The following is a 26,089-nucleotide window of genomic DNA, read 5'->3' as shown; positions in this document are numbered from 1 at the left end:
ACAAACACCTATTGTGTGAAATGTGAGCCAAAAATGCCTAGTGAACCTGGCTGCTCTTCGTTCGATTCAACAGTAAGCCATGAATGTTTACCGCCCTTAGCATGATATGGTCTACCGACAAAATATGATGGAAAGATCTTCGGATTGTTTATATACCTCGGATGATGAATCATTCCTATTAGCTGGAAATGACCAGCAGAGAGGCGAAGCGACTCCATTGCAGAATCAATCATCGTGTCGTGACTAAGGTTGGAAAAGAGCCCGTCCAGAATCACGAAATAGCGTTCTTTGCGCAAAGCAGCACGATTGTTCTGACGTCTCATTCCACCGGCTAGGTCAATAGCCTGTCGTAGACGGAATTCAGCCAGCTTCGCGATCCACATCAAGCTGATGGCTGTCCGCATGCCCTCGCTTAAGCTTTTAGAGGATAGTTTATGTTGCCCTCCTTCCCAAATTGAAGGATGACGGAATTCTACGCTCACATCAGTGAACAAAGATCGATAGATCTCGCCACGCAACTCGTTAATTACTCGTGTTTTCTGGCGCTTTTCTGTTATGAACGAATTATTAGTATCGCGTCGCATCTGCGCTTCGATATCGTAATAGAGTCGACTCAAAAGGTTGTCAATCTTGTCATCTGTGATGACACTAGCCCTAACATAGAAACGCGCAGAAGGAGTAGTCGCCATCGCGTCATCCAAAATCGACAACGCGCGATCTGCGTCCTTCGCCAGTATTGTCAACATATCTGTGGTTTTGTCACGAGCAAACTCTAGACTTGTGGTAGCTTGGAGTAATAGCGTTTTGTTACTCGCAATACTCACCTCAATCTGGGATTTCAGATCAGCTGGTGCATCAAAGCGCTCTTGGCTTTGCAACCATTCGCTGTTAAGCACTGAGAGTCCTTTTCTATAACCATTGGTTATATCATTGCAAAAGCGGTCCTTGCGTTCCTTATATTCACGAACAACCCGCTCGGCATTGCGTCGCACTTGAGCAATATCTTTAGACTGCTCTGCTAGTCCCAACTCACCGGATAATCGGCCAAGCTTGCGAATATTATCGATTAAGAATGGATCACAGTCTGAATGTTTGAGCCGTTCTCGAATTAACTCAGCATGAAGGAACAGGGCAGAATTATTGAATTGAATATCCTTTATATTCCCTGAGTCTCGAATGTCTTCGAGATCTTTTGCAACGGATCGGAACTCTGCGAGTAGCCGACACGCTGCCTCATGAAGAACATCCCGAAGGCTCTTGATAGTAACTAGCCTCTGATTCTTCTCATCCACTGCATGGGTATCCTTTTCCTGCAGGAGCCTTGCTTTTGCAGTCTTTATCGCTAAATCCGCTTTGTGTTTTAGCAAGTCCTGTTCGCTAGTCTGACCATCTCTGCTTTCATCTATATAACGTTGAGCGTGTGGAAACTGGCTTTCATAACCTTTACGGGTCTCAGCCTTACGCTTGTCAAACTCCAGAGATTGACGTGAACTCTCGTGGGTCTCCATGAACAACAAACCCTCACCTTCTGAAAAGTCAGCTAGGTCAAGTAAATTCTGATAGTTCTGGTGATATGCCTCTACCGCGCTTGATTCAGCATTTTGGGCTGTAGTGTGATGCGCTTCATACTGAGCAACAGCTTGCATCATCTCATCTATCTTTTTTGTCAGAGCTTTCAGTTCCGCCATGCAAGTTTCAGAAATACCTTGCCGCTTGGCAAGCTCAGCCTCGCCCCCTTCCAACAAGTATCTGCGCATAGCGGTGATTGCAGTATGGATGTCTTCTCGATCCCGTTCCTCAAACCACTCACGTGAGCGCTGTAAGTCACTGCCTTGATCTCTTATTAGTTCCAGCTCTGCCTGTATATTTTGAAGTACATCAACTCCATGCTTTGATATCAAAACCTGATAACGACGCATATCCAGGATAACCTGACGTACTGCGTCGGAGTTACGCTCCTCGTACCATTCCCTCTTCTGACGCCAGAACTCGATCTGCTCTACAATTTGGCGAAGTTCCTCAACCACCTTTTCGCCAATGTTATCGCCATGCTCCTTGGTCAATTCGAGGTATTCTCGCATCTTTTGAATGCTGTCGAGCGCTTCTGGGGAGCTTTGTAACAAAATGTCTGGCAACTGCTTGCGTAATTTTGTCAGTTGTTGAGAAGTCGCTAACAATTCAGCTTCTGCGTTAGAACTCTCCGCTCGCTCAGCATCGCGAGCTAGTTGCGTAGGAATCGATCTCTCTGAGAGTTTATTAAGCTCCTCTTCTTTTTGTAATAGCACCTCTTTGAGCAAAGCCAACCGTTTATGTGCCAAAGATCTCTCTTCTTTAACCGCTTCTGGATTTAGAAGGCAATGCACCATACGTGTCTTTATACCGGCTAGCCATGTATATGCACACTCCTCTTCCAAAACCAGCATCGGTGTGCCACTCTCCATCATAGCCTTTAACGGGCTTGCAATTAGCACCGGCATCGTTGTTTGTTCGTTATAGAGCAAACGGGAAGCCTTGGCCGCTTCCCCAATAGTTTCAACAACTGGAGCAAACAGCAATGATGAGAAGTGCGTCAGCCAATGTTGTTTCACATCAGATGGACAATTGTTCTCTATAAAAATGTGCAGAGGAACAAATGTAATTGTTCCTCTGAGCAGGTCATGCATACACGCTACGTCTTCTGGCCGGGCTACAGGATCGGACATCAACTCGGCAAGCTGACGCTGGGCAGTAATAACTTTCTGATTCTGTTGAGCGAATTCTTGAGTTAGCGCCATTCGCCGTGATTCAAGTTCAGCAAGCCATGCAGTCGGGCTCCAACCAGGGTTCGTCTCCCGGAACAGATTGAGTCTAGAAACTTGAGTATCTAACGATTTACAGCTCGTTTCGGCCTGAATAATGGCCTGCTGCAATTCTGCACGCTCCTTGCTAGGATTCAACATTAGCGGATTGATATCACCGAAAATTCGATGATATGCTCCAACAAATGGCTGTAAATTTTGAATACGGACATACAGCGCATCCGCAACTATCCGCGATTTCTCGAGCGCTTTCTCTTGAATCGCTATGTGTTGGAGCTCACTAGAAATATTGATTCTATCGGCATCTCTCTCATCGAACAATTCACGGAAACGTGATACTGAGGGCAACAACGCAGTAATACTCTCTTGTAGCTCTTCACACTCCTTGCGTCGATGAGCGAGCTCTTTCTCGTCATAATCAATTTGCCTAAGATTACCCCGAATATCGATAGTTTCAGGCGATGTTTCACCAAACCATTCCGCGTAAAGTGGATGATGAGATTGCAACTCTTGCAGAGTCTCAAGCTGCTGTTGGTTCTTTTTGTGCAAATCTTCTTGATCTAACTTCAGAGTTTTTAGTCGGATTACTTCATCATTTGAATTATGAAGGTTTTGTTTAGCGACTTGCAGAGCTTCCTTCGCGCTGTCCATACGCACTGACAGTGTATCCAAGCAGTTTCGCACCGATTGGCCGCGATTATTCTGACAGAATGTCAAGTAACGAGTGAACAGTTGCTCGAGACTACCTACACGAATATCATGCTCCCTCAACGCACAATCAGAGGCATGAAGCTCATCGGCCACTATGCTCGCGAGCAATATTGGGGTTTCGAGTTCTTTAGCAGAAAAATCCCCGCTTCCAATTAAATCCTCGAAGGCCCCTTTCGCTTGGTCATACTTAGAGATTCGATCCCCGAGTTCGTTAACTTCGAACTCCCACTGAGCTATCTCAACCATTCGCCGTTTGATATCTTCTTGGTGTTTGTCTATTTCCACTAAAAGCTGCCGAGCTGCTTTTCGGTAGCTGTTGGTGTCAGCTTTGTTTTCGACCCAGCAAAATACTTGCTGTAGCATATCAGCAGCTCCAGCTAGTTTTGCAGTACCGATGTCTCGAAGTTGTGCGAGAAGTTGTATCGCGGCATCTAGGGCGTAAGCTTTTCGAGTGTACCCTCCACCACGATTACCAGACTTGAAATTTACAAGATTCCAACTAATATCAACAACTTGAAATTCATCTACTTCTTGCCGCGCAATCTTTGAGCGTTCGGCAGATCTATTTAGAATTCCGGTCTCGACACTGGTAAGTTTTTCCAGTCCTGCATCCAAAATCATTAGACCGTGGATCTTGTCTATTACTACGTATGGTACAATTTCACCAACTCGGCCAGACGGCAAATAACGCGCATCCAGCAATCCTGGAAATGGATCTGTGCGCACAAGGTGTTGGATTAAAGCGCCGTCGTGAGCAATATTCCCAAGCATCAGACGATACTTGTCGCTTTCTTCCTGGGCTTTCGAGCCAGTGGCTGCTAGGCCGTCAAGATCACGCACAACATCTTCTTGCTCTTTAATCAGCTTTTGCTCCTGCTCCGCTTTTATAGTCGCTGAAGCCATCTTGCTAAAGTGGGCATAAAGTAGTTCTTCGAAGTTTTCGCGTGGGTCTTCAGGGTCCTCCTCTAACTCACTATTCGATGCAAGTAGCTCTGGAGCAATGACCATTCGGAAAAATGCCTGATCGAAGCTCTCGTCGTTTTCTGTCTCGACCTGATGAAGTTGAGCTGATTTGTCACCGCCACCATCAAGATGAAACTTTACTTGTTGCGCCAGTACTCGACTAGGAATGTGGCTGGTAATAAGAGAGCGCCATTCATGAACAGATGAGATGTTCCAAGTCCCACCCACAGCCCTCACAGCTTGTTGGACTGCTGTTTCTTGACTATACAAATAACCCTTATCGGTACGTTCGAATACAGGACAATCCTCTAACACCCCCCTATAGTAGTAAAACTTTGGTTCCTCTCCTTGATAGGCACACAAGCCAAAAACATAGTGATCATTATTGTTAGGCAGATCTCTGGGATCCAATAAACCATCTTCAAGACCTAAGTCGGTTTGCATCAGATCATCTTGTAGATCCCATAATTGAACTCGGATGTGTGAAGGTGTTCCACATCTGCGTGGCGTGAACAGAGGCAGAGCTTGCAGCCTCAGTTTTCTGTCTCGGCTAATAAGGTAAAGCAGGGCTGAGATCATGTTAGTTTTGCCATGACCGTTCGGGATATTGATAGCTGTAGAATATTTGAGCGGAGAAAACTCTACGACCCGTAGAGCAGGCTTTCTATCTCTGCTTTCTGGGTGACTGTAGGTAAGGAAATTAACATACTGAATCCTTGCAATCAGCGACATACAGCCTCTCTGTTAATATCTGTTGTGTAATCCGTTCCAGTAAGAATCGACGTCGCAAGCCTATATTTCTTTGCGTTGGAGTCCTCTACGAACTGCTGTAAACCCAGTTCGTAATTCCTTTTGATCTCGTATGCAGAGAGCAGTGTTTGCTGATACACATCCTTCGCAATAGTCGTTAGAAGACCTGCGTTAATCATTAGATTGACGAAACGCCGACATCGACGCTCTACTTCTGTATGGCTTGCTTTCTCGAACGTTTTGAACACAGCATCGGCCGGAACTTCATTCCGATCCAAACCCTGCCGTAAATCCTCAAAATGATTACGGACTAGTGTCAAGAAGACATCAAAGTCGAACATTCCCTTTGGATATGTTTGTAATTGAGATGGTGACCGGCCTTGGTTTGTATAGATCAGGTCTAGGTGGACCAACCAAAGATGCACGAACCATGCTGCAGCCTCGCTCTTGGATTCATTACCTTTCTCCCGCATCGCGTCTAAAATAACTTCTGGGGCAAGGACAGCCGAAGGTTCACCCTTTCCAATATCACGAGCCAATAGATATACTCGTCCACCTTTGGGTAAGGCTGGGATGACATGCCAGTCAAAATCGACAAATATAAGGCGCATACCAGCAAATATTTTGTCCAGCGAACGTCGTTCTTCAGTATTCATTGAAAATAACAGTTTCCCCACGATCCTTGCCTCATCTGTGTTGCGTCCATTGGCAGGATGTGTTTCAACTATCCGATGTCGAAGCAGATGCGCAACGATCAGCCCCATATCCTCCATATCCATTATTTGCTCTCCAAGACCATTACTAATTCATCGAACGACAGTCGTCCGACTCCTTCAGCTGCATAAGTGGCTCGACCATCTCCAAAACGAACGACTATATTCAAGTCCTCCCCAAGCATTGTCGGATCACAATAGGTTCCGACCAACTCACTGAGATTGCTAGTGTCTGTTTCGAGGCCAATCCACTCGCGCTCTAACGCATCGGTAAGAGTAAGAGGACCTTTACGAAGCTCTGCGAGAATAGCTGAGCCGTGCTCCGCGATGAAACCGATACCCTTAATGCCTGTATCTTCGATCCCTTCACTGTCCTCGTCTTCTTCACGGTTATCTATACCTCGTTGCGGTTCGACTACTCCAAAAAAGTCAAAGGGGCAAGGCATGATTTGCCTCAGTCGGGTAGGGCCAAAGGAGCTAATCAGTGAAAAATAGAAACTATCTTGGAATGATTTGGCGGCCAACGAAGCTGACAGGTCAATGAAAGAAACCGGACTCAGTGCACTTTCGTCCATGGTAAGACTCTCGTTTACCAGTTGTGTAAATGATTCAAGTAGCTTAAGCGTTTGCCCGGTGACGTTCTTCAAATGCTCTTTAGCATAACCGTGGCCGAAAGACGGTTTACCAGCCCGATCCATAGCAGCTATCCAGATTTGGAATTCTGCACGAGTTGATTGAAGAGAAAGGAACTCGTTCGCTTCGACAAGAATCTTGGCCGCATCTTCGATTTGCTCCTTAATCACATCACCACGCTCCTTGAAAAATCCTTGAATACCAGCCTTCTGACTACCCTCCCTATGTGATTCAATCTCTAACCTGAATGTCCGTAGAACATCAATTATCGCTGCTGCTAGTTCGGTTATCTTCCAAAAATCACGCGCTTTAATCGCGGTAAGTAGATTCTTTGCAGACCCAGCAATATAAGCGATGTCACGCACATTGGCGGCAAGCCCAGCTGCGGTTCGACCGGTAGAAGCAAGTCGATAGGCGTCCGCAGTGCGGGAGCGCTCAATTAGATTGGTTTCCTTGGTTGAGTTAATAGGTCTGGTTCCATTATCCATCCTCTCTACAAACCATATTTCTGCGGGTGTGGTTAACGCTGATAGAACAAATTTCACATCTTCGTCGGATAGATTAGTAATACGTTTTTGTAAACTTTCCCGAACCTCGGTGCCAGAAACAAATCCACCTACGACTTCGCTCTCACGTTCTCGTAGATATTCGATCACTGTCAGTGCAACATCCAACCAAAGTCCATCGTGATTTCCCCCTCGGGCCTCACGGTAAAGGTCATACTGGCTAGTTGAACGTCCACTTTCTCGATGACTATCGTGAAGATCAATCAAGCGAGCAGTCGAGGCAATTAAAGGAATCCAGTCCATCGTATTTCCTTCATGGTCATACTGAGCACCAATCAATTTGGGTTGCATAACACTACATATCGACAAAACTAACACATCGTGTAAGACTATGCAAACTACACATCTAACATGAGCCTCATCATATTCATATGTCGAAAACTGATTTGTTGAAATCTTTGCCCCATCTTTCATTTACAGTCCAACAACGAATGGAACACATTGAGCGATGTTTGTTTTGGAAAGGCGAACTTCAACGTGCTGATCTTGTGGACCAATTCGGTGTCAATCCTACTCAGGCAGCTACCGATTTCAGCACGTATATGGCTATTGCACCTGGAAACATGAGCTATAACAAATCCCGCAAGCGGTACTTACCTAATTCAGGCTTCATCCCACTCTTTATGAACCCCCGCGGGCTTGATGAATTCGTCAATATGGTCCCCTCTCAAGTACCTGTGGAGGCTTGGCCTCTGCCTAAGCGCCAGGCAACCTCAGAAACTCTGTTTGCAATAGTAAAGGCAATTCAAAAACGTGAAGCATTGGAAGTTTGTTATCAATCTATGACTGACCCAAATTCGTCTTGGCGTTGGCTATCACCCCATGCTTTCGCTTCTGACGGTGAACGCTGGCATGTAAGAGCGTATTGTCACAAGCGTGACGAGTTTCGTGATTTTGTTCTTGGCCGCGTTATCGCAACTAGAAGTACGAAACCAACAGATATGAGTGCAGAGCAAGATGTAGATTGGCAAACCTTCGTAACAGTTATTGTGAAGCCAAACCCTGATCTGTCTGCAGAACAACGTTTAGCTATTGCCAATGAGTACAATATGCCCGATAACCAAGAAATTCAGTTGAGACTAAGGCGCTCAATGCTCTTCTACTTGGAAACACAATACAACTCTAAACAGGTGTCGATGCCTGCAGCACATCAATTGATCGTTTCAGTGAGAAAGTTGGAGAGTTAATTTCATATAGATTTTGCCTTTGTCACTAATGTTGTCGGCTTGTAATTAGCGACAACAGCCCCTTGGCTCCAAATTTGATTAGATAGCAGATAAGAACCTCAGAGCCCAGCTCTCCAGTGACTCCCGGGGAATATTCCCAGCCTCAGCGCCCTGATGTTTTGGGTGATTAATACCTCTGTGTCCATGTTCGCCGTAAAGTGTGTCGAGTAATTCGTTTGGCCAGGACAAGGACTTAGACACAACTCCTTTCCGAATCTGCAGATACTGCTCATCCCATTTGGTTGGGTCGGCGTTGAAAAGTATTTTGGTTGATAACATTTTGATGCCATCAGAGGTATCAATCTCCAGTAACACAACTTGCTGACCACCATGTCTAAGCCACACCGACTTAATCACCCGCGGAGTTCCGTTCTCCAACATTTGTTGCTGGCTACGACCAACTTTCGGCAACGCCAAGGTGTCCTGATGCAAAATAGTACAGCCATGTACGAATTTTAAAATTTTAAGCATATGGTCGAAGCTGATAAAACGACCTGCGTAGTAACGCTCTCTGTCTGTAAGATCATGCTTTCCACCTACATCAGCCGAAGGAAGCTTACCGGCTTGATTTGGTTCATCAGTGCTGACCTGTTTTCCGCCTTCCCGCTCCGACTCCTCATCAATAATCAGCTTATGACTTGGCGTGAATTGTTCTTGCTTAACAACAGAACAAGGTCTTTTAAAACGAACAAAAGACGCACCACCATCAATAACTGTGGTTTGATTCTGATCGGATGCTGATTCTTCATCATCAATTTCATACTCTTCTTCCTGGTCCCGCCAGTCAACAGACCCAGAACCATGACGGACAGAGCCATCTTTATTTTCCTTTTTGACAAAATCAGGGTGAATAAAAGCAACCAGTACAGGCATTTCGGCATCGATATCAATACCTATGATTTCCTCAACCAGGTAGCTCGATTTGTCGTCGCTAAAACGTCCACGGACATGAAGGGTCCAATTGTCCATTGGTGGGGGATCAAAGCTGAAACACCACGACTCCCATATTCCTTTGAATTGTCGGTCTCGTATATAGTGCGAATAAATGCTCTGAAAAGAGTTCATGGCATCGCTGTTTGTCAGCAGCCAAGCCAGAATCATGGTGGTGCCACTTTGATCAAATGCACTGAGGGGAAAGGTAGTGGTCTTTAAAACATGAATATCGACATGCTTGTGGAAGTAAGGCCGTTGAACGTCAAATTCGAGTTGTAATGTTGTGCTAGATAAACAAGCGCGGCATAGATAAGAGTTGATTAAAAAGATGGCTCTGGCCAGTTCAAGCTGTGGTATGACGTACTTAACGGTTCTTCCGGGCTTTTTCTCAGTGTAGATGAAAGCATTCTGCCGGCTTTCTGCTTTTCTGACTGAATCGAAATTACTTAAGTCAGGAAAATCGGCCAGTTTTGCCGGAAACAATTGATACCGCGAAGGAAGTTCGATCACCCTGTCAGCAGAGTTTTCTCCACGCTTACTACTGTTGATGCGCTTGCTGCGACTCAATAAAGCTAGGTTGGATATCCGGGTCGACTTTTTATCCTGTAAAGGGCGACACCAGACATTGATATACCAGTCTCGCTTGCTACGAGCTCTGAACAATTCACCTATATGTACAATTTGAACATCGTCATCAAAACCGGCAATCCTTGGCATCCCATCTCCTTTACAACATCCGCAGTATTGCAGCGGCCTGTGGAGTAATACGTTCTTTACTCAAACCTGACATACGAAGAACGAGCCACATTTTAGGAGGTATGTGTTCATCCCTTAATCGCGTAAAGATGCAACAAATACGACGCAGCTGGTACTCCGTGATTGACTCAGCATATCTTTGTAGCACTTTGTTAACCAGAGGTAATTTGCGAATATTTTTTGAAATGGATGCTTTGTTGGGTAACTGCTGAAGTAACCAGTTAGCGGATAACCTGGGCAGGTCTAGCCGTAAGTCGGACTGATAAATCAGCCGCAATAGATGACGACTAGCTGTCATATCACGCTTATGCCAGTCGACTTTAAGACCCGGCAAATCTCTTGGCTGTTTATGTTGCTTGTTAAACTCCATGAGCCAGATTCTATCATTCCGGTATAGCCAAGCGTACAAGGCTCCACCGGATTCGACCTTTCGGGCTGCTTTAGCGCCATGAACTAGAACCAATCTCTGCCATGCTTCACGTTTTTGCGTATCGACAACTGTTGGGTTCGCAAGGGCACCTGTAAGCTCTGATTCGGGCCACACCTTGCCACCCAATTTCCGCACTTGGTTAAGAATTTCAGCAGGCGTCATTCCTGGTAACAGGACTGCCCATACAATTAAATGCTCCAGATAACTAAAGGCCTTACGGTGCTTCCGAAACATCGATCTCAGCCAAAAGCTTTCACTAATAGGTCCGTGCAGATGCAGTTCAGACAAGGTCCGAACAGAGAACTTTTGCCTGATATGGTCGTAGACCTGATCGTGCAAAACTTGTTTCCCTCTTGAGAAACCGAAATCAACAGCCAGACCATGATAAAACTCTGTCCACTGTTCAAATGATGGTGATGCCCCCGGGGACAACTGCATTAACTCACGAGCTAAACATGCAAGTGCCATCTGCTCAGAACTTACGTCGGTACAGCTTTGTGTTTTACCAATAGCTTGTTGCAAGGGTAAAAATAAATGCCGATGGTCGCCTATGTTTTCAGATAGCAAAGTTAATGAAGCATGCTCAGGACAGACTCCAAGACCAGGAAAATACCACTCACGCAACCAGAAGCACTCCCCATGCGCCTTTAGTTGCTGCTGTACACAAGCAGCACAATAGCGGAACCCATGTACTGATTTAACTCGGGAAGCAGCAACACCAAGCATTAAGTGAACAGCACCCTGAGAGCTTGCGGCCATCATCTTCAGAGCCCTAAGCCTGTGTTCTTCAGAAACAAAAGGGGCATACAGCGGGAACAGAGTGTGCTGATAAACCAGCTCAACAACAGAATACCGGCCTGTTCTTTTCAGCTGGTTAGAAATAGCCTGCAGATGACAAGGCAAATCCATGGTGGCAATTACCTTGCGGTCACCATACACCTCATCCAGTAGCTGTTTGGCGCTAGAAATGCCGAGATAAGTACCAGTACGAGCTACCGCACTGTAAATAAGTTCATTTTGATAGGGTATAGGGAAGTTGAGCATGGTCGTTAACTGATCAAGCGAATGTAAGTTTTTAAATATAAGTGCCGTTAATCGGATTGAACTCAACTTGCTCAAACAATCCTGGGTAAAATAGCCTAAACATTATACTTCACAACTGTTTGCAAGTAGTGTGTTGTAGAGTAATGCCGTGTGAAACCACATAAACTACCCAGCACACAATTGGCTTGTTGAAGCATCTTGAAAACGGTTACCGCAGGTTTAAAACCTGCGGCCTTAACAATTATTCTCACATTTTAAAGGTTGGTCGAGGCGGCTCTGGACGATAGTTTTTTATAAACTCTTCCGCATCCCCGATAGAACTAAATTCTCCCAATACATTTCCGTTTGCATCGCATACTTCGTAGCTAACTCGGATTACGTCACCATTTCCATCCAAGTGATCAACTTGAACTAAAGATAACCCATTTTTGGAACTCAAGGCTTTTCTATTCTTCATTACAACTCCAGTCTGATTGGTGAAATAAAGCAAAACTCGATTGCGGAAAAATGCTGTAGTAGCCGGCCGCGATTGATGAACTCAGTTAAATTTATTGCGTAGATAAAGGACGATTTTTTATATAAGCCCAACCTTCTCTCCCATCCGAAAGGGCAAGACCTCTCGCGCCAATTTCTATTAGGAGTCTACGACCCCCTTCAGGTTGAGAGCCAGTAACCGTAGACAAAGTATCTAAGGACCTTCCCTCTTCAAATCTTGTATCGCTTAGCATTTTGCTTAGCAGTTCTTTTCTCGCAGTATCAATATTTTTTTGCTGCTTATTCTGCATTTTGAAAATGATAATATTACCAATGATCGCAATTACAGCACCTAAAGTGACTCCACCCAATCCAATAAGGGCAGTCCAGAAGCTAACGTCACTGACAACCTTTCCAGCAATTATGGAAACCGTCTGTTCATCCATTCACAAATGCCTCTAACCTAATTTTTCCTACCGTTTGTTCTAATTCAGCAACAAATAACTAAGTCATATCTGCTTGCAAACATGCACTTAACCCTATGAAAAATAAATAGCACCTTTACACCATCAAGATACTTAAAATGCCATAAACCTCGTAAAAGTACTCTGTCGTAAATCTCAGAACAACGAGCACGATCTCCGTATCTGCCTACAAAAATAGACAGCCTTTCCTACCGAAAATTGATTTAGAGCTAATGCGACCAATCACCCGCCACTAACACACTTATTTAAATCATATAATATGCCTTTGGCTCTCAAAGCCGAGTGCATAGCTGCTGCGGATTGTTGCTGAGAGCTGATGTAGCGCAAATCATCCCAATCCAAAGTATCCCATTGATCAGGTTTGGCATTCTTAGCACGTATTTTCGATTGTTCTGGTTTCACTAGATTGTCACCATCTGACAGCCAATTCAAAATTACTGGTAACAGTTGAGGGCGAGTCAGCTTAGGATTCTCAGCGAATGCTTTGCGCACCGTTGCGACAAGCAGGCTTGAGTCATAATCGTCTTTGAGCATTAGGTAGATTCTGCGTTCGTCGTCTGTTGCCAGCTGTTTTAGCGCTAATTCCTCTGGGGTTTCGACTTTCATGCCAGCAATATCCCTTTGCAGCTGAATAAGCCTCTTGTCCATTTCCGGCAGCATCAAATCAGAATACTGCGCAATTTTTTCCGGAACGCCAGATCGAAGAGCCTCCAGCATAGGATGAACAGGTTTTAGCTCGTCTTTATAAACCTGCCGCATTAAGCCTTGAGTGATACGCTCTTTACCCAAAGCCAAGGCTCGTAACTGAGACAACACAAAGAGCTTAACGACTATATCCATAACGCCCTGACTCAGGTCATACCAAAGGTCCCGTAACTCGTCGGTTAACACCAGATCCTTGCTCTGCAATAACTGCAGCTTCCAGAGGTTGTCGGTAAAGGCAACCCACTCAGGGTTACGCTTACCATTGGGTTCTTGTTTCATCGGTTCCCAAAAAATCGCACCTAAACCTGAGCCACGTCGGGCTGACCTGAGATCAATTTCAAAAATTTCCTTGGCTTTAGGCGTTCCAATCAGCATGACTGGCACACCAATGGTGTTCACCATAGTCACGAAAAAATTCAGCATCGCTTCTGGGCCACCTGATTTCGTACGGCTTAAATGCTGGATCTCATCAATAACGAGCAAACCTACCGCATGGGCGTTGGCTATCTGAGCCATCAGTGCCAACATGGTCTCAATACCATTACGTTTGAGGCCATATTTTTTCTCATAATTCGAGCCCAACGCTTTATCCAGCGCCCGGAAAAAGTTCAGGCAGATTTCTTTAAGCGAGCCATTGTGTGAACAGTCCACTTTCAGATAAACCACTTGCTCAAAATTCATAGTCGGGTGATAAATGACTTGAGGATAGGTGTCAAGGATGCGTGCTAAAGACGTTGTTTTTCCACTACCTGAGCAACCAATCAGCAACATACTTTGAGCAGTAGATTTCGCCTCTTCAAATCTGAAGCTAGACAAATCACCACTTTGAACTCTTTCGTAGCCATTTTGTAAGTGCCGCTGCAGGTCGCCTGTTTTAGGATTACGGCCAACATAGCCACCACGAATCATTAGCGAAACTCGCTCACTCAGGAGCATGTGAGAGCCCAGCGGCTGGAAAAATTCATTGGTGATACGGCAAATACTGTGGGCACGAACAACTCTTGGTTTCTGCAGATCTGACGCATCGAAAAGTGATGTTGAACGAAGAGCTGCAGCACTGTTTACAGATTCCTGCAGTGGCGGCAAAGCTTCGATAAACGGATTGCCTTTGTAAGCTGTGACATCGGCGTCTCGATAAACGGCATCAATTTTTGTTGCGCTCATTCAGGTTCTCCATCTTGGTCACCAAACAAGTCCGGAACATAGCTGGGCAAACTGTAATCCTCTTCGGCTTCTCGCAGAGGAATGACTGGTGCAAGCACTTTGTCTTTTACTTCATTTGCAGGCCTGACTCGCTGTAATTGTTCAGCTTCACGGGCCTCTTTTTTATTACCCCTGATCTGTGCAATACGCTTTTGGCCTGACTCTTTAATGGCTGGAGTTGCGCGGATAGCACTGGTAGTTTTTTCTTTTATAAAAGCATCCAGTTCTCGCCGTTTCGCATCTTCATCCAACCTGGCATTTGCCATATTATGTTTCTGCTGGGCCTGCAGCTCCCAAGCTTGCCAGAATGTAAGTCCTCTAAATTGGCGACTGCGATCAGTAAGAGTACAAGTCCAGTAGGTCCGGCTACCTGGTTGTGGAAACAGATAAATGGTATCTGCAGATCCCGGGTTGTAAGCAGCCTCCAGTTTCTGAGAACGCTGAATATCAGGGCTTCGCAGTAGCCATCCTTCTCTAAGAAATTCTGGACAGCTGTAGTAGGTACCCCACATATTTGCGCCGTATTGAGAAATACTGACCTTTTGCCGTGGCAACAAAGCAATCCTTAACTGCTCAGAATCAACCTGCCTTAAATTACCAACCCTGTGCTGCATGCCCCAGTTCCATACATGAATTGGAATTGAAGGGATATCAGCTGGCAGGTCTGCATCACGATCGTACTTATCCATCACATGGTAGTTGTTTCGAAAAAGAATAGTCTTCAGCATTATTTGGGCAAAGTCAGTGATCGTCATTACAGCATCAAGACGATAATCCCGCTCTCCGTGTTTTTTCACTCTGTTACCAGTAACAACACCAGGCACATAGGGTTTAAATTCAGCCTGAAGAGTACGGAAGCAACTTTCAACAATCCCCTTGGCGTCACCACGTCTCGGTGGTGCACTTTCGATCCGAAGATTAAACCCCTTAATCAGCGCGTCCACCTGATGGCTCATCATTTCACCGCGGTCAGCCAGAATGGCATCAGGTAAACCAACACATGGCCATTCGTCCGGAGTGATATCTATACCAAGAGACTTACAGGAAGTGACCTTCTCAGTACAGGCAATTGCCACAGCCTGCATAGCCACCACATAGGAAGGGTTGTCAAAACCAATATAAAAGCCAGCTATCATTCGGCTGAACACATCAATCACTATGTAAAGGGTAGGCCTGCCGATAATTTTACTGCGGTCGTCATCTGCAACCAGGTAGATATCAGCAATAGTTGCATCAATCTCATATCGGCTGCCAGGGCCCAGCACATGTGCAGTTGCAGTGCTGGTTAAAGGGCGAATATCCTTTTTGTAGATGCCGGGATTCGTGCTTTCAAGTAACCGCTGTGGCTTCTTATACTCCCGGTTATAGAAATACCGGAACTGCCGTAACGTGGGGAAATCTTCAGGCAAGACTTCAGGGTGGTACTGTGCAAACAAATCCCTGAAACGACGATACGCGACCGTTGTTTGAAGCTTTTTCTGAGTTAATAAGTGCTTTTCTATACTGACCCGAAATATTCGTTCAACATCGACGGTGACTTTAATACCTGAACCATCGCCGTATAACCGGCTACGGCCAACTTTTGTTGTGCCTGATGCCGCTCTGGATTTCCCCGGGGCTCCACTGTTCTTGAAGTCAGGCAATAACGCATTGGGCTTCTGGCCTCGCTGCCAAAACCTGCGAAGTAGCTTATAAATAGTCGCTTTGGTTGCTATACCACCCATCTCAACTTCAGTAACCCGTCGCGCTCTGGCTTTAGTTTCAAAACACAGTTCGTCAACAATAATGGGCTGAATAATGGCCAGTGCTTTTTCACGTCGATTAAATGCAACAGACCCAACTTCTGGCTCTTCATTATGCAGAAATGCGTAAGGGTCAGTGCTTCTGAGCAACCGGCCTTCATCCAAGTAGGAAATAAGCTTCAGTTCCAGGATAAATTCGGGTAATCCCTTATCGCTGTCGATTTGGATCCAGACGAGCTCTCCCGGATGCACAGCTAAGATACGATAGGGCTGTTCGTCAAATCGCAGAACCTCATTGATTTGCCACATGCAGCAAGGCCTCCATATCTTCAAACTGACAGAACCTGAGCTCTGATGCCTTAACAGAACGAAACACCTTATTGATATTAAATTTAATAAAGCCATTGGCTACCAAAGTCCGAACATCTCGTAAGCTGTGGCCAAGATCAAGCTCATAAGCGGTATCAAGGTGTTTACAAATATCAATGACCTTCGAGTCCTGAGCTTTGCTAAATGCCTTAGATAAAAAAGGCAGCTGAGCTAACAAAGCCGGATCAACAGCAGCATCACTTTTTGTTGGATATAACCATTCGATGTTCTGTTTTATCACCAGATCAATTTCTTCTTCGGTGACCAGAAACCATGGGATTTGCTTTAAATGCCAGTAGCGCCTTTCCAGCTCAAGCTTCTCGATGATCTCTGGCTTGGCTAACTCAGTCACTGGTTTCACCTGAATAGCGAACTGTCTGTCAGGACCAGTAGTAGCATCTATAAGGAAATCTGACGACATCACCTGGTCAACACCACGGACAGAAGGATGTCTCAGTTGATGCTTAGCAGCGAGAGCCCGGGTTTCATCTCGCTTTAAAGGGAATTGCTCCCTGATATCTGTAATGTCTGACGACCATTCAAGCACAAGAAAAACTGCTAATTCCAGATCGGAAAGCAGATGATGAACCCGCCGCGTTTTATGAGAGTAAATACGATGAGAACGCCCATCTGATGGGACATCCTGAACATGAAACCAGGGCTTATAACATTGTCCATGACCCTGGCCGCGCCCATCCTTGATGTGACGGGCAATTTCAGTTTCTGAAAGCGATTGCTGCGCTCTAGCCATAAAAAAAGTCCAGTATGTTTTTTAAACAGCATAACTGGACTTTAATGGTTTACAACTATTTTGTTTTGTTTAGTTCTTTACCGTCACGCTTTAAGACTATTTTGTTTTGTTTAGAACTATTATGTCAGACCACAAAACGGTTTTCATTTAAATATCTATTTATTCTACTGTTACAGATTTTGCTAGGTTGCGTGGTTGATCCACGTCGGTACCTTTGATCAACGCAACATGGTACGACAATAGCTGTAGCGGAATAGTGTAAATCAGCGGCGCCATAAAGATGTCGCAGTGTGGCACAGGGATCACTTTCATCGTGTCATCCGACTCGAACTCGGCATCCACATCGGCAAACACATACATTAATCCACCACGGGCACGCACTTCTTCGACGTTCGATTTGAGTTTTTCGAGCAATTCATTGTTTGGCGCCACCACGATCACTGGCATATCGGCATCGATAAGTGCCAGTGGGCCGTGTTTTAATTCACCAGAGGCATAGGCTTCAGCATGAATATAAGAAATCTCTTTCAGCTTTAATGCACCTTCCATCGCAATCGGATATTGATCGCCACGGCCAAGGAATAAGGCATGATGTTTGTCGGCAAAATCTTCGGCCAGTTCGGCAATCGCAGCATCTAGCCCTAAAGCTTGTTCCACTTTGGCAGGCATAGATTGTAGGCTTTGAGTGATTTGGGCCTGCATTTGCTCAGACATACCATTGTGGCGACCGATCACCGCAGTCAACATTAATAAGCCCGCAAGCTGTACTGTGAAGGCTTTAGTCGATGCCACGCCAATCTCGGCGCCCGCTTTCATCATATAAGCCATGTCAGACTCGCGAACCAGTGATGAACCTGGCGCATTACAAATCGTCAATGTGGCTTTGTAACCCATTTCTTTCGCTAAGCGCATGGCCGCTAAGGTATCGGCGGTTTCACCAGATTGTGAAATCGTTACCAACAGGCTATTTGGGAATAAGTGCGACTTGCGATAACGGAATTCGGAGGCAATTTCGACGTTACAAGACACGCCTGCCCAATCTTCTAACCAATAACGCGCTGCCATGCCCGCATGGTAACTAGTGCCGCAGGCGATGATTTGTACGTGTTTGATATCTTTTAAGAACTCAGCAGCTTTTTCACCAAAGGCTGTATCTAATACTTGCTTGTTGGCGATACGGCCTTCGATGGTGCGCGTCAGCGCCAATGGCTGCTCGTAAATCTCTTTCAGCATATAGTGGCGATACTCACCCTTATCTCCGGCATCGTGGGTGATTTCTGATTCTTTAATTTCACGCTCAACGGGATTGCCGTTTAAATCGAAAATGCTGACGCTGCGGCGAGTCACTTCGGCTACATCACCTTCTTCTAAGAAGGCGAATGAGCGAGTCACAGGTAAGAGTGCCAGCTGATCCGAGGCGACAAAGTTTTCACCTAGACCAAAACCAATCACTAAGGGACTACCAGAGCGAGCCACCACCATACGCTCGCTATCACGACGGTCGATAACGACTGTGCCATAGGCGCCTTCGAGTTGTTTCACAGTGGCTTGCACGGCAGAAAGTAAAGTGCTGTTAGTTTTCAGCTCATGGTGTACTAAGTGGCAAATCACTTCGGTGTCAGTATCAGAATTAAACTGATAGCCCAAACCTTTAAGCATCTCGCGCAATTTATTGTGGTTTTCAATAATGCCGTTGTGCACCACGGCAATATCACCTTCCGATAAATGCGGGTGAGCATTACGCTCACTCGGTTCACCGTGTGTCGCCCAGCGAGTGTGCGCGATACCGGTTCCGCCCGCTAATGGATCGGTTTCAAGCGCAGTAGACAGCTCTTGTACTTTACCAACGCGGCGCGTGCGACTCAGTTCACCATTGTGAATAACGGCAACGCCTGCAGAGTCATATCCGCGATATTCTAAGCGGCGTAAGCCTTCTACTAGAATTTCAGCCACATCCCTTTGCGCCACGGCGCCTACGATTCCACACATAGTCTTTACCTATAAATTAAAAATGAAGTTATTAAGCTATTTTGCACTCACTATTGAGCGTAGGGCGCTAGCATGACTCGCACACCCTGATCTGAAATTTGTTTTAGCGCACTCTCGTCGATACGGGAGTCGGTGACCAACACACTGACTTTGGCCCACGGCAACTCTAAGTTAGGGATCCGCTTGCCGATTTTGTCTGAATCCACCATCACAATCACTTCGCGGGACACTTCGGCCATCACTTTGCTTAGGCCAGTTAACTCGTTAAAGGTGGTAGTGCCGCGTTCAAGATCGATACCATCGGCACCGATAAACAGTTGGTCGAAATTATATGAGCGCAACACTTGCTCGGCGACTTGACCTTGAAAGGATTCAGAATGCGGATCCCAAGTGCCACCGGTCATCAATAGGGTTGGCTCGTTTTCAAGCTCATGGATAGCATTGGCAAGGTGCAGCGCATTCGTCATCACCACCAGCCCACGCTTATCGTTCAGTTGTTCAATCAAACCAGAAGTTGTAGTGCCGCTATCGATGATGATGCGATTGTGATCTTTAATCAGCTGCGCCGCGGTTTTCGCAATAGACAGCTTATTAGGCGCGATTTTGGCAGAAAACTGCTGGGTCACTTCATCGGGAATCGCCACGGCGCCACCGTAACGGCGCAATAATAAACCCGTTTTCTCAAGCGCGGCGAGATCTTTGCGAATCGTCACTTCTGAGGTTTCAAAACGTAACGACAGTTCATCAACACTCACTTCACCCTGTTCGTTCAATATGGTGATTATGCTGTGGCGACGCTGCTGTGTGTTTCGTTTGTTCATAAAACCTTTCACATAAGTTTCGATTCGAAAGCAGTATTATAATGAAACGAAACTTTTTTGCTAGTATTCGAAACACGCTTTCGCATGATCCTGCGTAATTTTTTATCCTTCTGTAATAGTGATTTTATAAATCAGCTAATAAAAAAAGCAGCTTACCCCTAGGGATAAACTGCTTTATTAAAGATAAAACTTGAGGAAATATTAGAACTTAGCTTCGACAGCAACACTAAAGTTACGGTCTTGGCCAATAGTGACCATATTGTACTGACCACCATCGATATAATCGGTATCGAAGAGGTTTCTCACGTTGGCGCGAAGGCTCACATCTTTACCCATGATAGCCATAGTGTAGGCCGCGCCTATATCGAAACGCACATAACCATCTTTAGTGATAGTGTTATCGAGATCGGCAAAACGCTCACCCACATAGATAGCACCGAAGTTCATCGCAAAGTTGTCAGTCACTTCATAACGAGTCCAGATATTCGCCGACCATTCAGGCGCATCGACAGGTGTTTTACCATCTAAGATTTTCCCATCGATCTTGCCAGCACCCGTTTTATATTCAGCATCTAAATACATCATAGAAGAAGTCACAAACCAGCTATCACCTAACTGACCTTGGGCACCCACTTCAAAACCGCGGTGATGCTGCTCGCCACCTTGAGTAGTAATAGTTTTCTTGCCATCACTCGTTTCGGGAATATCTTGCTCTATGGTGACATTAGAAACCGTAATATCAAAAAGTGCTGCTGTTAACAGTAGGCTGTCATCAAACAACTCCCACTTAGTCCCTAGTTCATATTGAGTACCGTATTCAGGTTTCAGGTTATCTCCATGATTGACATCTTCAGGACTGGTTACAGAGCCTTGAGGGGTAAAACTCTTTGAATAGTTAACATAAATACTGCCATTGGCCATTGGCGAATAGATCACCCCAAACTTAGGCGATACGGCATAACTGTTTCCACCTACACTATCTTTCTTCTGTTCGTCGTAACGCACACCAGCGAGTAATTTCCATTGCTCGTTTAAGGTCATCAAATCCTGCAAGTAGAAACCGTAATACTTGTATTCACTCGGGGTACCTTTTTTACCATTGTGGTAATCAAGGTCTGGCTGAATGACCGCTTGCCCAGGAATCACAGTTTGAGTCGCCCCGCGCTGAATTTGCTGTTGGTAGAAGTAATCTAAGTAGTTAGCCCCAATAAGGAATTTATGCTCCATACCCGCTAAGGCAAACTCGCCGGTAAAATCCATATAGGCGGTTTTATGCTGCCAATCGTCGTAACGATCGAAGGGTTTGATCTTATAACCATTGATAAACGGATCTTCAGTGTATTGTGGAGCCGAATCGAAACGTTGGCGATTAAATTGTTGGTCGTTATAGCCGACTTTGGCTTTCCAGTCGTCACTCATTTGCCACGTCAGATCGGCACCTAAGTTAGAGACTGTATTATCGGTAAAGGCCCAAGGTGCATCCCAGACAGTTTTTCGTTCACCGATAACATTGCCTTGCTTATCTAACCAACCGCCGGCATCGATACCCGCTTTATCTTGAGTGTGATCATATTTAACCGATAACAACAGATCATCACTTAGGTCAAATTCTAGGTTTAAGTAACCTAACCAGCGATCACGCTCTTGGTTTTCCTCTGTGGTCGAATATTCACGCCAGTATTTAGTATCTTGCTTAACTAAAACCCCGCGATAACGAATGCTCTGTGCGTCGTTTAAACTGCCGCCCGCATCGAGCTGAGCACGGGTAGAGCCGTAGCCATCGGTATCAAAACCTAAGTTAAGCATTGAGTCATAGGTCGGTTTCTTAGTGACCATATTCACTAAACCACCTGGGCCAGATTGACCGTACAACATGCTCGAAGGACCTTTTAACACTTCGACCTGCTGCAGGGTTTCGATAGGTTGGACGTAGTGGGACCATTGCTGGTGGCCATTGATAAGATAACCATTACCCGAATCGAGTTCGAAACCGCGGATGCTAAAGACTTGGCGGTTCCAGCGTGTGGTACCAGCGGTAACACTCGAGTCGTTAACTAAGACTTCGGCTAGGTTTGTCGCTAATTGCTCATCGGTGACAAAATCGGGGATCACATTAACTGATTGTGGGGTATCCATTAAGTCAATATCACCGCGCATAGCGCCCGATGCACTACCCACTTTATAATCGTTAAAAGTACGGCCAGTGACATTAATGCGCTCGATATTTGCATCGTTTGGCACCTCTGCCAACACAGGCATAGCCATCAATGCCGCACCTACGGCCAAACCCACAACTGAATATTTAAATACCATTGCCAACACCTCAAATAGACCTTTAGTCTTAGAATTGCAGGCAATATAAATGAGAAGTGTTTTTATTTAAATTTCTTTACATGAATTTACAATCTAGCGTGACCAAGATCAAATTTAAATAAAACAACAAATTAGCCATAACATATCTATCTTAAGTCAATATTAATGTGGCAATTTTTTATTAAGCAGAGGACTTTTACCTTTGACAAAAAAGCATAAAGCGGCCAATTGCCGCTTTACGTGTACAGAGTATTAAGCTGTTATTTCTTAATTTTAACCGGACGCAGCCAACCTGTGAGGTGCTTTTGTTTAACGCGAGTAATCACTAATTCATCTTCACCCACATCACGGGTAATGGTTGAGCCTGCGCCTAAGGTTGCGCCTTTACCAATAGTCACAGGTGCCACCAGCTGGGTATCTGAACCGACAAAGACATTATCTTCAATCACAGTAAGATGCTTATTCGCACCATCATAATTACAGGTAATAGTGCCAGCGCCGATGTTAACGCCATCACCTATAATGGCATCGCCTAAATAGGCTAAGTGTCCAGCCTTAGAACCCACCCCAATCACCGCTTTTTTCACTTCAACAAAATTGCCTATATGCGCATCTTGCTTAAGCTCAGCCCCAGGACGTAAACGGGCAAAGGGACCAGCACTGGCAGCAACGCCAAGCTTAGCGCCTTCGATAATTGAATAAGGCTTGATCTCAGCGTTATCGGCAATCTCACAATCGATTAGAATCGCGCCTGCGCCAATAGTGACATTATTACCTAAGGTTACTTTGCCTTCGAATATCACGTTGATATCGATCATCACATCCATACCGACTGTGACTTCACCACGGATATCGATGCGGCTTGGATCGCGAAGGTTAGCTCCCGCTAACATCAGTTTTTCGGCTTCACGGGCTTGGTAAGCGCGTTCAAGTTGTGCGAGTTGCACGCGGTTATTAGCGCCTTCCACCTCAATGGCCGATTGTGGCTGGGCAGTATCAATAGCAACACCATCTGCGTGCGCCATCGCAATAATATCCGTTAGATAATATTCGCCTTGGGCATTGTTGTTCGATAAACGGCTCAGCCAAGTTTTAAGTTGCTTGCCCGGAACCGCCATGATGCCGGTATTGATTTCGTTAATCAGTAGCTGCTCAGCTGTGGCATCTTTCTGCTCAACAATACCGACGACTTTCCCTTGTTCTTGACCTTCGCAAGGAGTACGGACGATTCGGCCATAACCCATAGGATTGGCTAAATTCACCGTTAAAATAGCCACGCCATTTTCAGGGCGGGCGGCAAGTAAAGCTTTGAGCGTCGATGTTTGGATCAACGGCACATCACCGTACAGAATCAGCACAGTATCACTATCAGCGATATTTGGAATGGCCTGTGCGACCGCATGGCCCGTGCCTAATTGTTCGGCTTGCAATACCCAATTAAGCTGTTGCTCACCTAAACTGGTTTGTAGCTTGTCGGCACCGTAACCGTAGACTAATTGAATCGCATCACTGCCAATACTATGAGCAGTATCAATTACATGCTGCACCATGCTCTTATGGGCGATGGGATGTAACACCTTAGGAAGATCCGAGCGCATCCTTGTTCCCTTGCCTGCCGCTAAGATCACTACATTTAATGCCATTGCCATATCCTTGAACAAATCCCAAGAGGGTTAAAAACTGAGGTCGTATTAGTGGCGCAATTTTAACGGAAAGCTCATCGAAAAGCGAAGCGGATAGTCATAAGAAGAAACCAAATACGCACGACAGCACACGTTTATCCAAATTTCAGCCACAAAAAAGGCGACCTTATGGTCGCCTTTTTTCACAAACAATAACCTTATCTGGCAATGTTTTTCTTGATGGTTTCAACAACACGCAATTGAGCCATTGCTTTCGCTAACTCAACCATAGCCGCGTCATAATTGAAGTCAGCACCTGCAGTTGCCATATGGGCTTCTGCACGGCGCTTAGCTTCTAATGCCGCTTGCTCATCAATATCTTTGGCACGCATAACCACATCAGCCAATACGGAAACTGAAGAAGGTTGCACTTCCAGTAGACCACCTGAAAGGTAGAACACTTCTTCACTGCCGTCTTGCTTGACGATGCGCGCCATGCCAGGTTTGATATAACTTAACAGTGGAGCGTGGCCATACATGATGCCCAACTCACCTTCAGAACCAGTCACTTGTAGGCTAGCTACCCGACCAGAGAAGATGTTGCTCTCTGCACTGACTATATCAAGCTGTACTGTCATGGCTGCCATCCCGTTCTCCTTAAAAAACTAAGTATTACTACTTAGTTATTTCTTTTTGTTAGCTTTTTCGATAACTTCATCGATTGAGCCAACCATGTAGAACGCTTGTTCTGGTAGGTGATCGAACTCACCACTCAGAATACCCTTAAAGCCACGGATAGTGTCTTTCAGAGAAACGTACTTACCAGGAGATCCAGTAAAGACTTCTGCTACGAAGAAAGGCTGAGATAAGAAACGCTCAATCTTACGAGCACGGAATACAGTTGTTTTGTCATCATCTGACAATTCATCCATACCCAGAATCGCAATAATGTCTTTCAGCTCTTTGTAACGTTGCAGTACAGTTTGCACGCCGTTAGCGACGTCATAATGCTCTTGGCCAACAACCAATGGATCTAATTGACGTGAAGTCGAATCCAATGGGTCAACCGCTGGGTAAATACCCAGAGAAGCAATTTGACGTGACAGTACCACAGTCGCATCTAAGTGAGCGAAGGTTGTTGCTGGTGACGGGTCAGTCAAGTCATCCGCAGGGACGTATACCGCTTGTACAGAGGTAATAGAACCTGTCTTAGTTGAAGTAATACGCTCTTGCAGAACGCCCATTTCTTCAGCCAGAGTCGGTTGGTAACCTACCGCAGAAGGCATACGACCTAACAGTGCAGATACTTCTGTACCGGCTAAGGTATAACGGTAAATGTTGTCAACGAACAACAGTACGTCACGACCTTCGTCACGAAACTTCTCAGCCATTGTCAGACCAGACAGTGCTACGCGCAGACGGTTTCCTGGTGGCTCGTTCATCTGACCATAAACCATGGCCACTTTGTCGAGAACGCCAGAATCTTTCATCTCGTAGTAGAAGTCGTTACCTTCACGAGTACGTTCACCAACACCGGCGAATACAGAAAGACCCGAGTGAGCTTTAGCGATGTTGTTAATCAGTTCCATCATGTTAACTGTCTTACCAACACCAGCACCACCGAACAAACCGACTTTACCACCCTTAGCGAATGGACAAACAAGGTCAATAACCTTGATGCCAGTCTCTAACAGTTCAGTAGTGTTCGATTGATCTTCATATGAAGGGGCACTACGGTGAATAACATAACGTTCTTCTTCACCGATTGGACCCGCTTCATCAATAGGATCGCCTAAAACGTTCATGATACGGCCAAGAGTGGCGGTACCAACAGGAACAGAAATAGGTGAACCTGAGTTTACTACCTCAAGACCACGACGCAGACCATCAGAAGAACCCATAGCGATGGTACGAACTACACCACCACCTAGTTGTTGCTGAACTTCCAGCACCAAACCATTACAGGCGCCTTCACCTGTGATCTTCAGAGCGTCATATACCTGAGGTACGGCATCTTGTGGAAACTCTACGTCCACAACCGCGCCAATCACTTGGACAACAGTACCTGTGCTCATGATTAATCCTCTAAAAC

General features: G+C 45.6%; 17 protein-coding genes. 1 reads left to right on the top strand and 16 read right to left on the bottom strand.

Annotated features, from left to right (window positions below; translation table 11 throughout):
• Positions 1-8: 8 nt before the first annotated feature.
• From COW15_RS11140 to COW15_RS11130, 3 genes are read right to left on the bottom strand one after another with little or no spacing between them, the layout of a single operon-like run.
• Positions 9-5,204: a hypothetical protein gene (locus tag COW15_RS11140; protein ID WP_293632632.1), complete on the bottom strand. Its 5,196-nt coding sequence runs from the start codon at positions 5,202-5,204 to the stop codon at positions 9-11.
• Entirely contained in the window at positions 5,195-6,001 is an 807-nt protein-coding gene (locus COW15_RS11135) for a hypothetical protein (protein ID WP_293632631.1), read from the bottom strand. Before COW15_RS11135 ends, COW15_RS11140 begins: the two co-directional genes overlap by 10 nt.
• The gene (locus COW15_RS11130) at positions 6,001-7,548 is read right to left on the bottom strand and encodes a hypothetical protein (protein ID WP_293632630.1); all 1,548 of its coding nucleotides are present in this window, start codon (positions 7,546-7,548) and stop codon (positions 6,001-6,003) included. Before COW15_RS11130 ends, COW15_RS11135 begins: the two co-directional genes overlap by 1 nt.
• Before the next feature lie 38 nt (positions 7,549-7,586).
• Here COW15_RS11130 and COW15_RS11125 point away from each other — a divergent pair, with 38 nt between their 5' ends.
• Positions 7,587-8,321, top strand: a complete 735-nt coding sequence (locus COW15_RS11125) for a WYL domain-containing protein (RefSeq protein ID WP_293632629.1) — start codon at positions 7,587-7,589, stop codon at positions 8,319-8,321.
• Positions 8,322-8,399: 78 nt separating this feature from the next.
• Here the strand turns inward: COW15_RS11125 and COW15_RS11120 are convergent, their stop codons facing one another.
• The 13 genes from COW15_RS11120 to atpD form a co-directional block, all read right to left on the bottom strand.
• Complete coding sequence (locus tag COW15_RS11120) at positions 8,400-10,010, bottom strand: Tn7-like element transposition protein TnsE (protein ID WP_293632628.1); 1,611 nt, start codon at positions 10,008-10,010, stop codon at positions 8,400-8,402.
• Between the two features lie 10 nt (positions 10,011-10,020).
• Complete coding sequence (locus tag COW15_RS11115; RefSeq protein ID WP_293632627.1) at positions 10,021-11,598, bottom strand: TnsD family Tn7-like transposition protein; 1,578 nt, start codon at positions 11,596-11,598, stop codon at positions 10,021-10,023.
• Positions 11,599-11,770: 172 nt separating this feature from the next.
• Positions 11,771-11,980 carry a hypothetical protein gene (locus COW15_RS11110; RefSeq protein ID WP_293632626.1) on the bottom strand — a complete coding sequence of 70 codons (210 nt, stop codon included), beginning with the start codon at positions 11,978-11,980 and terminating at the stop codon, positions 11,771-11,773.
• 91 nt (positions 11,981-12,071) lie between these two features.
• On the bottom strand, positions 12,072-12,443 hold the full coding sequence (locus COW15_RS11105; RefSeq protein ID WP_293632625.1) for a hypothetical protein: 372 nt from the start codon (positions 12,441-12,443) through the stop codon (positions 12,072-12,074).
• Between the two features lie 261 nt (positions 12,444-12,704).
• A complete protein-coding gene (locus tag COW15_RS11100) occupies positions 12,705-14,351 on the bottom strand; it encodes an AAA family ATPase (protein ID WP_293632624.1) in 1,647 nt (548 codons plus the stop codon).
• On the bottom strand, positions 14,348-16,441 hold the full coding sequence (locus tag COW15_RS11095; RefSeq protein WP_293632623.1) for a DDE-type integrase/transposase/recombinase: 2,094 nt from the start codon (positions 16,439-16,441) through the stop codon (positions 14,348-14,350). Before COW15_RS11095 ends, COW15_RS11100 begins: the two co-directional genes overlap by 4 nt.
• On the bottom strand, positions 16,425-17,252 hold the full coding sequence (locus tag COW15_RS11090) for a TnsA endonuclease N-terminal domain-containing protein (protein WP_293632622.1): 828 nt from the start codon (positions 17,250-17,252) through the stop codon (positions 16,425-16,427). Before COW15_RS11090 ends, COW15_RS11095 begins: the two co-directional genes overlap by 17 nt.
• A gap of 159 nt (positions 17,253-17,411) precedes the next feature.
• Positions 17,412-19,241, bottom strand: a complete 1,830-nt coding sequence (gene glmS, locus COW15_RS11085; RefSeq protein WP_293632621.1) for a glutamine--fructose-6-phosphate transaminase (isomerizing) — start codon at positions 19,239-19,241, stop codon at positions 17,412-17,414.
• 50 nt (positions 19,242-19,291) lie between these two features.
• On the bottom strand, positions 19,292-20,062 hold the full coding sequence (locus tag COW15_RS11080; protein WP_011791272.1) for a DeoR family transcriptional regulator: 771 nt from the start codon (positions 20,060-20,062) through the stop codon (positions 19,292-19,294).
• A 201-nt stretch (positions 20,063-20,263) separates the two neighbouring features.
• A complete protein-coding gene (locus COW15_RS11075) occupies positions 20,264-22,375 on the bottom strand; it encodes a TonB-dependent receptor (RefSeq protein WP_293632620.1) in 2,112 nt (703 codons plus the stop codon).
• A gap of 260 nt (positions 22,376-22,635) precedes the next feature.
• Positions 22,636-24,018, bottom strand: coding sequence for a bifunctional UDP-N-acetylglucosamine diphosphorylase/glucosamine-1-phosphate N-acetyltransferase GlmU (glmU, locus tag COW15_RS11070; protein WP_293632619.1), 1,383 nt, complete (start codon positions 24,016-24,018; stop codon positions 22,636-22,638).
• Positions 24,019-24,215: 197 nt separating this feature from the next.
• A complete protein-coding gene (locus COW15_RS11065; protein WP_293632618.1) occupies positions 24,216-24,644 on the bottom strand; it encodes a F0F1 ATP synthase subunit epsilon in 429 nt (142 codons plus the stop codon).
• Positions 24,645-24,680: 36 nt separating this feature from the next.
• Positions 24,681-26,072 carry a F0F1 ATP synthase subunit beta gene (atpD, locus tag COW15_RS11060; protein ID WP_293632617.1) on the bottom strand — a complete coding sequence of 464 codons (1,392 nt, stop codon included), beginning with the start codon at positions 26,070-26,072 and terminating at the stop codon, positions 24,681-24,683.
• Positions 26,073-26,089 lie beyond the last annotated feature (17 nt).

The sequence above is a fragment of the Shewanella sp. CG12_big_fil_rev_8_21_14_0_65_47_15 genome (assembly GCF_002783505.1).
Classification (GTDB): Bacteria; Pseudomonadota; Gammaproteobacteria; order Enterobacterales; family Shewanellaceae; genus Shewanella.
The sequence above is the reverse complement of the archived record's forward strand: the minus strand, read 5'-3'. Positions and strand labels throughout refer to the sequence as shown.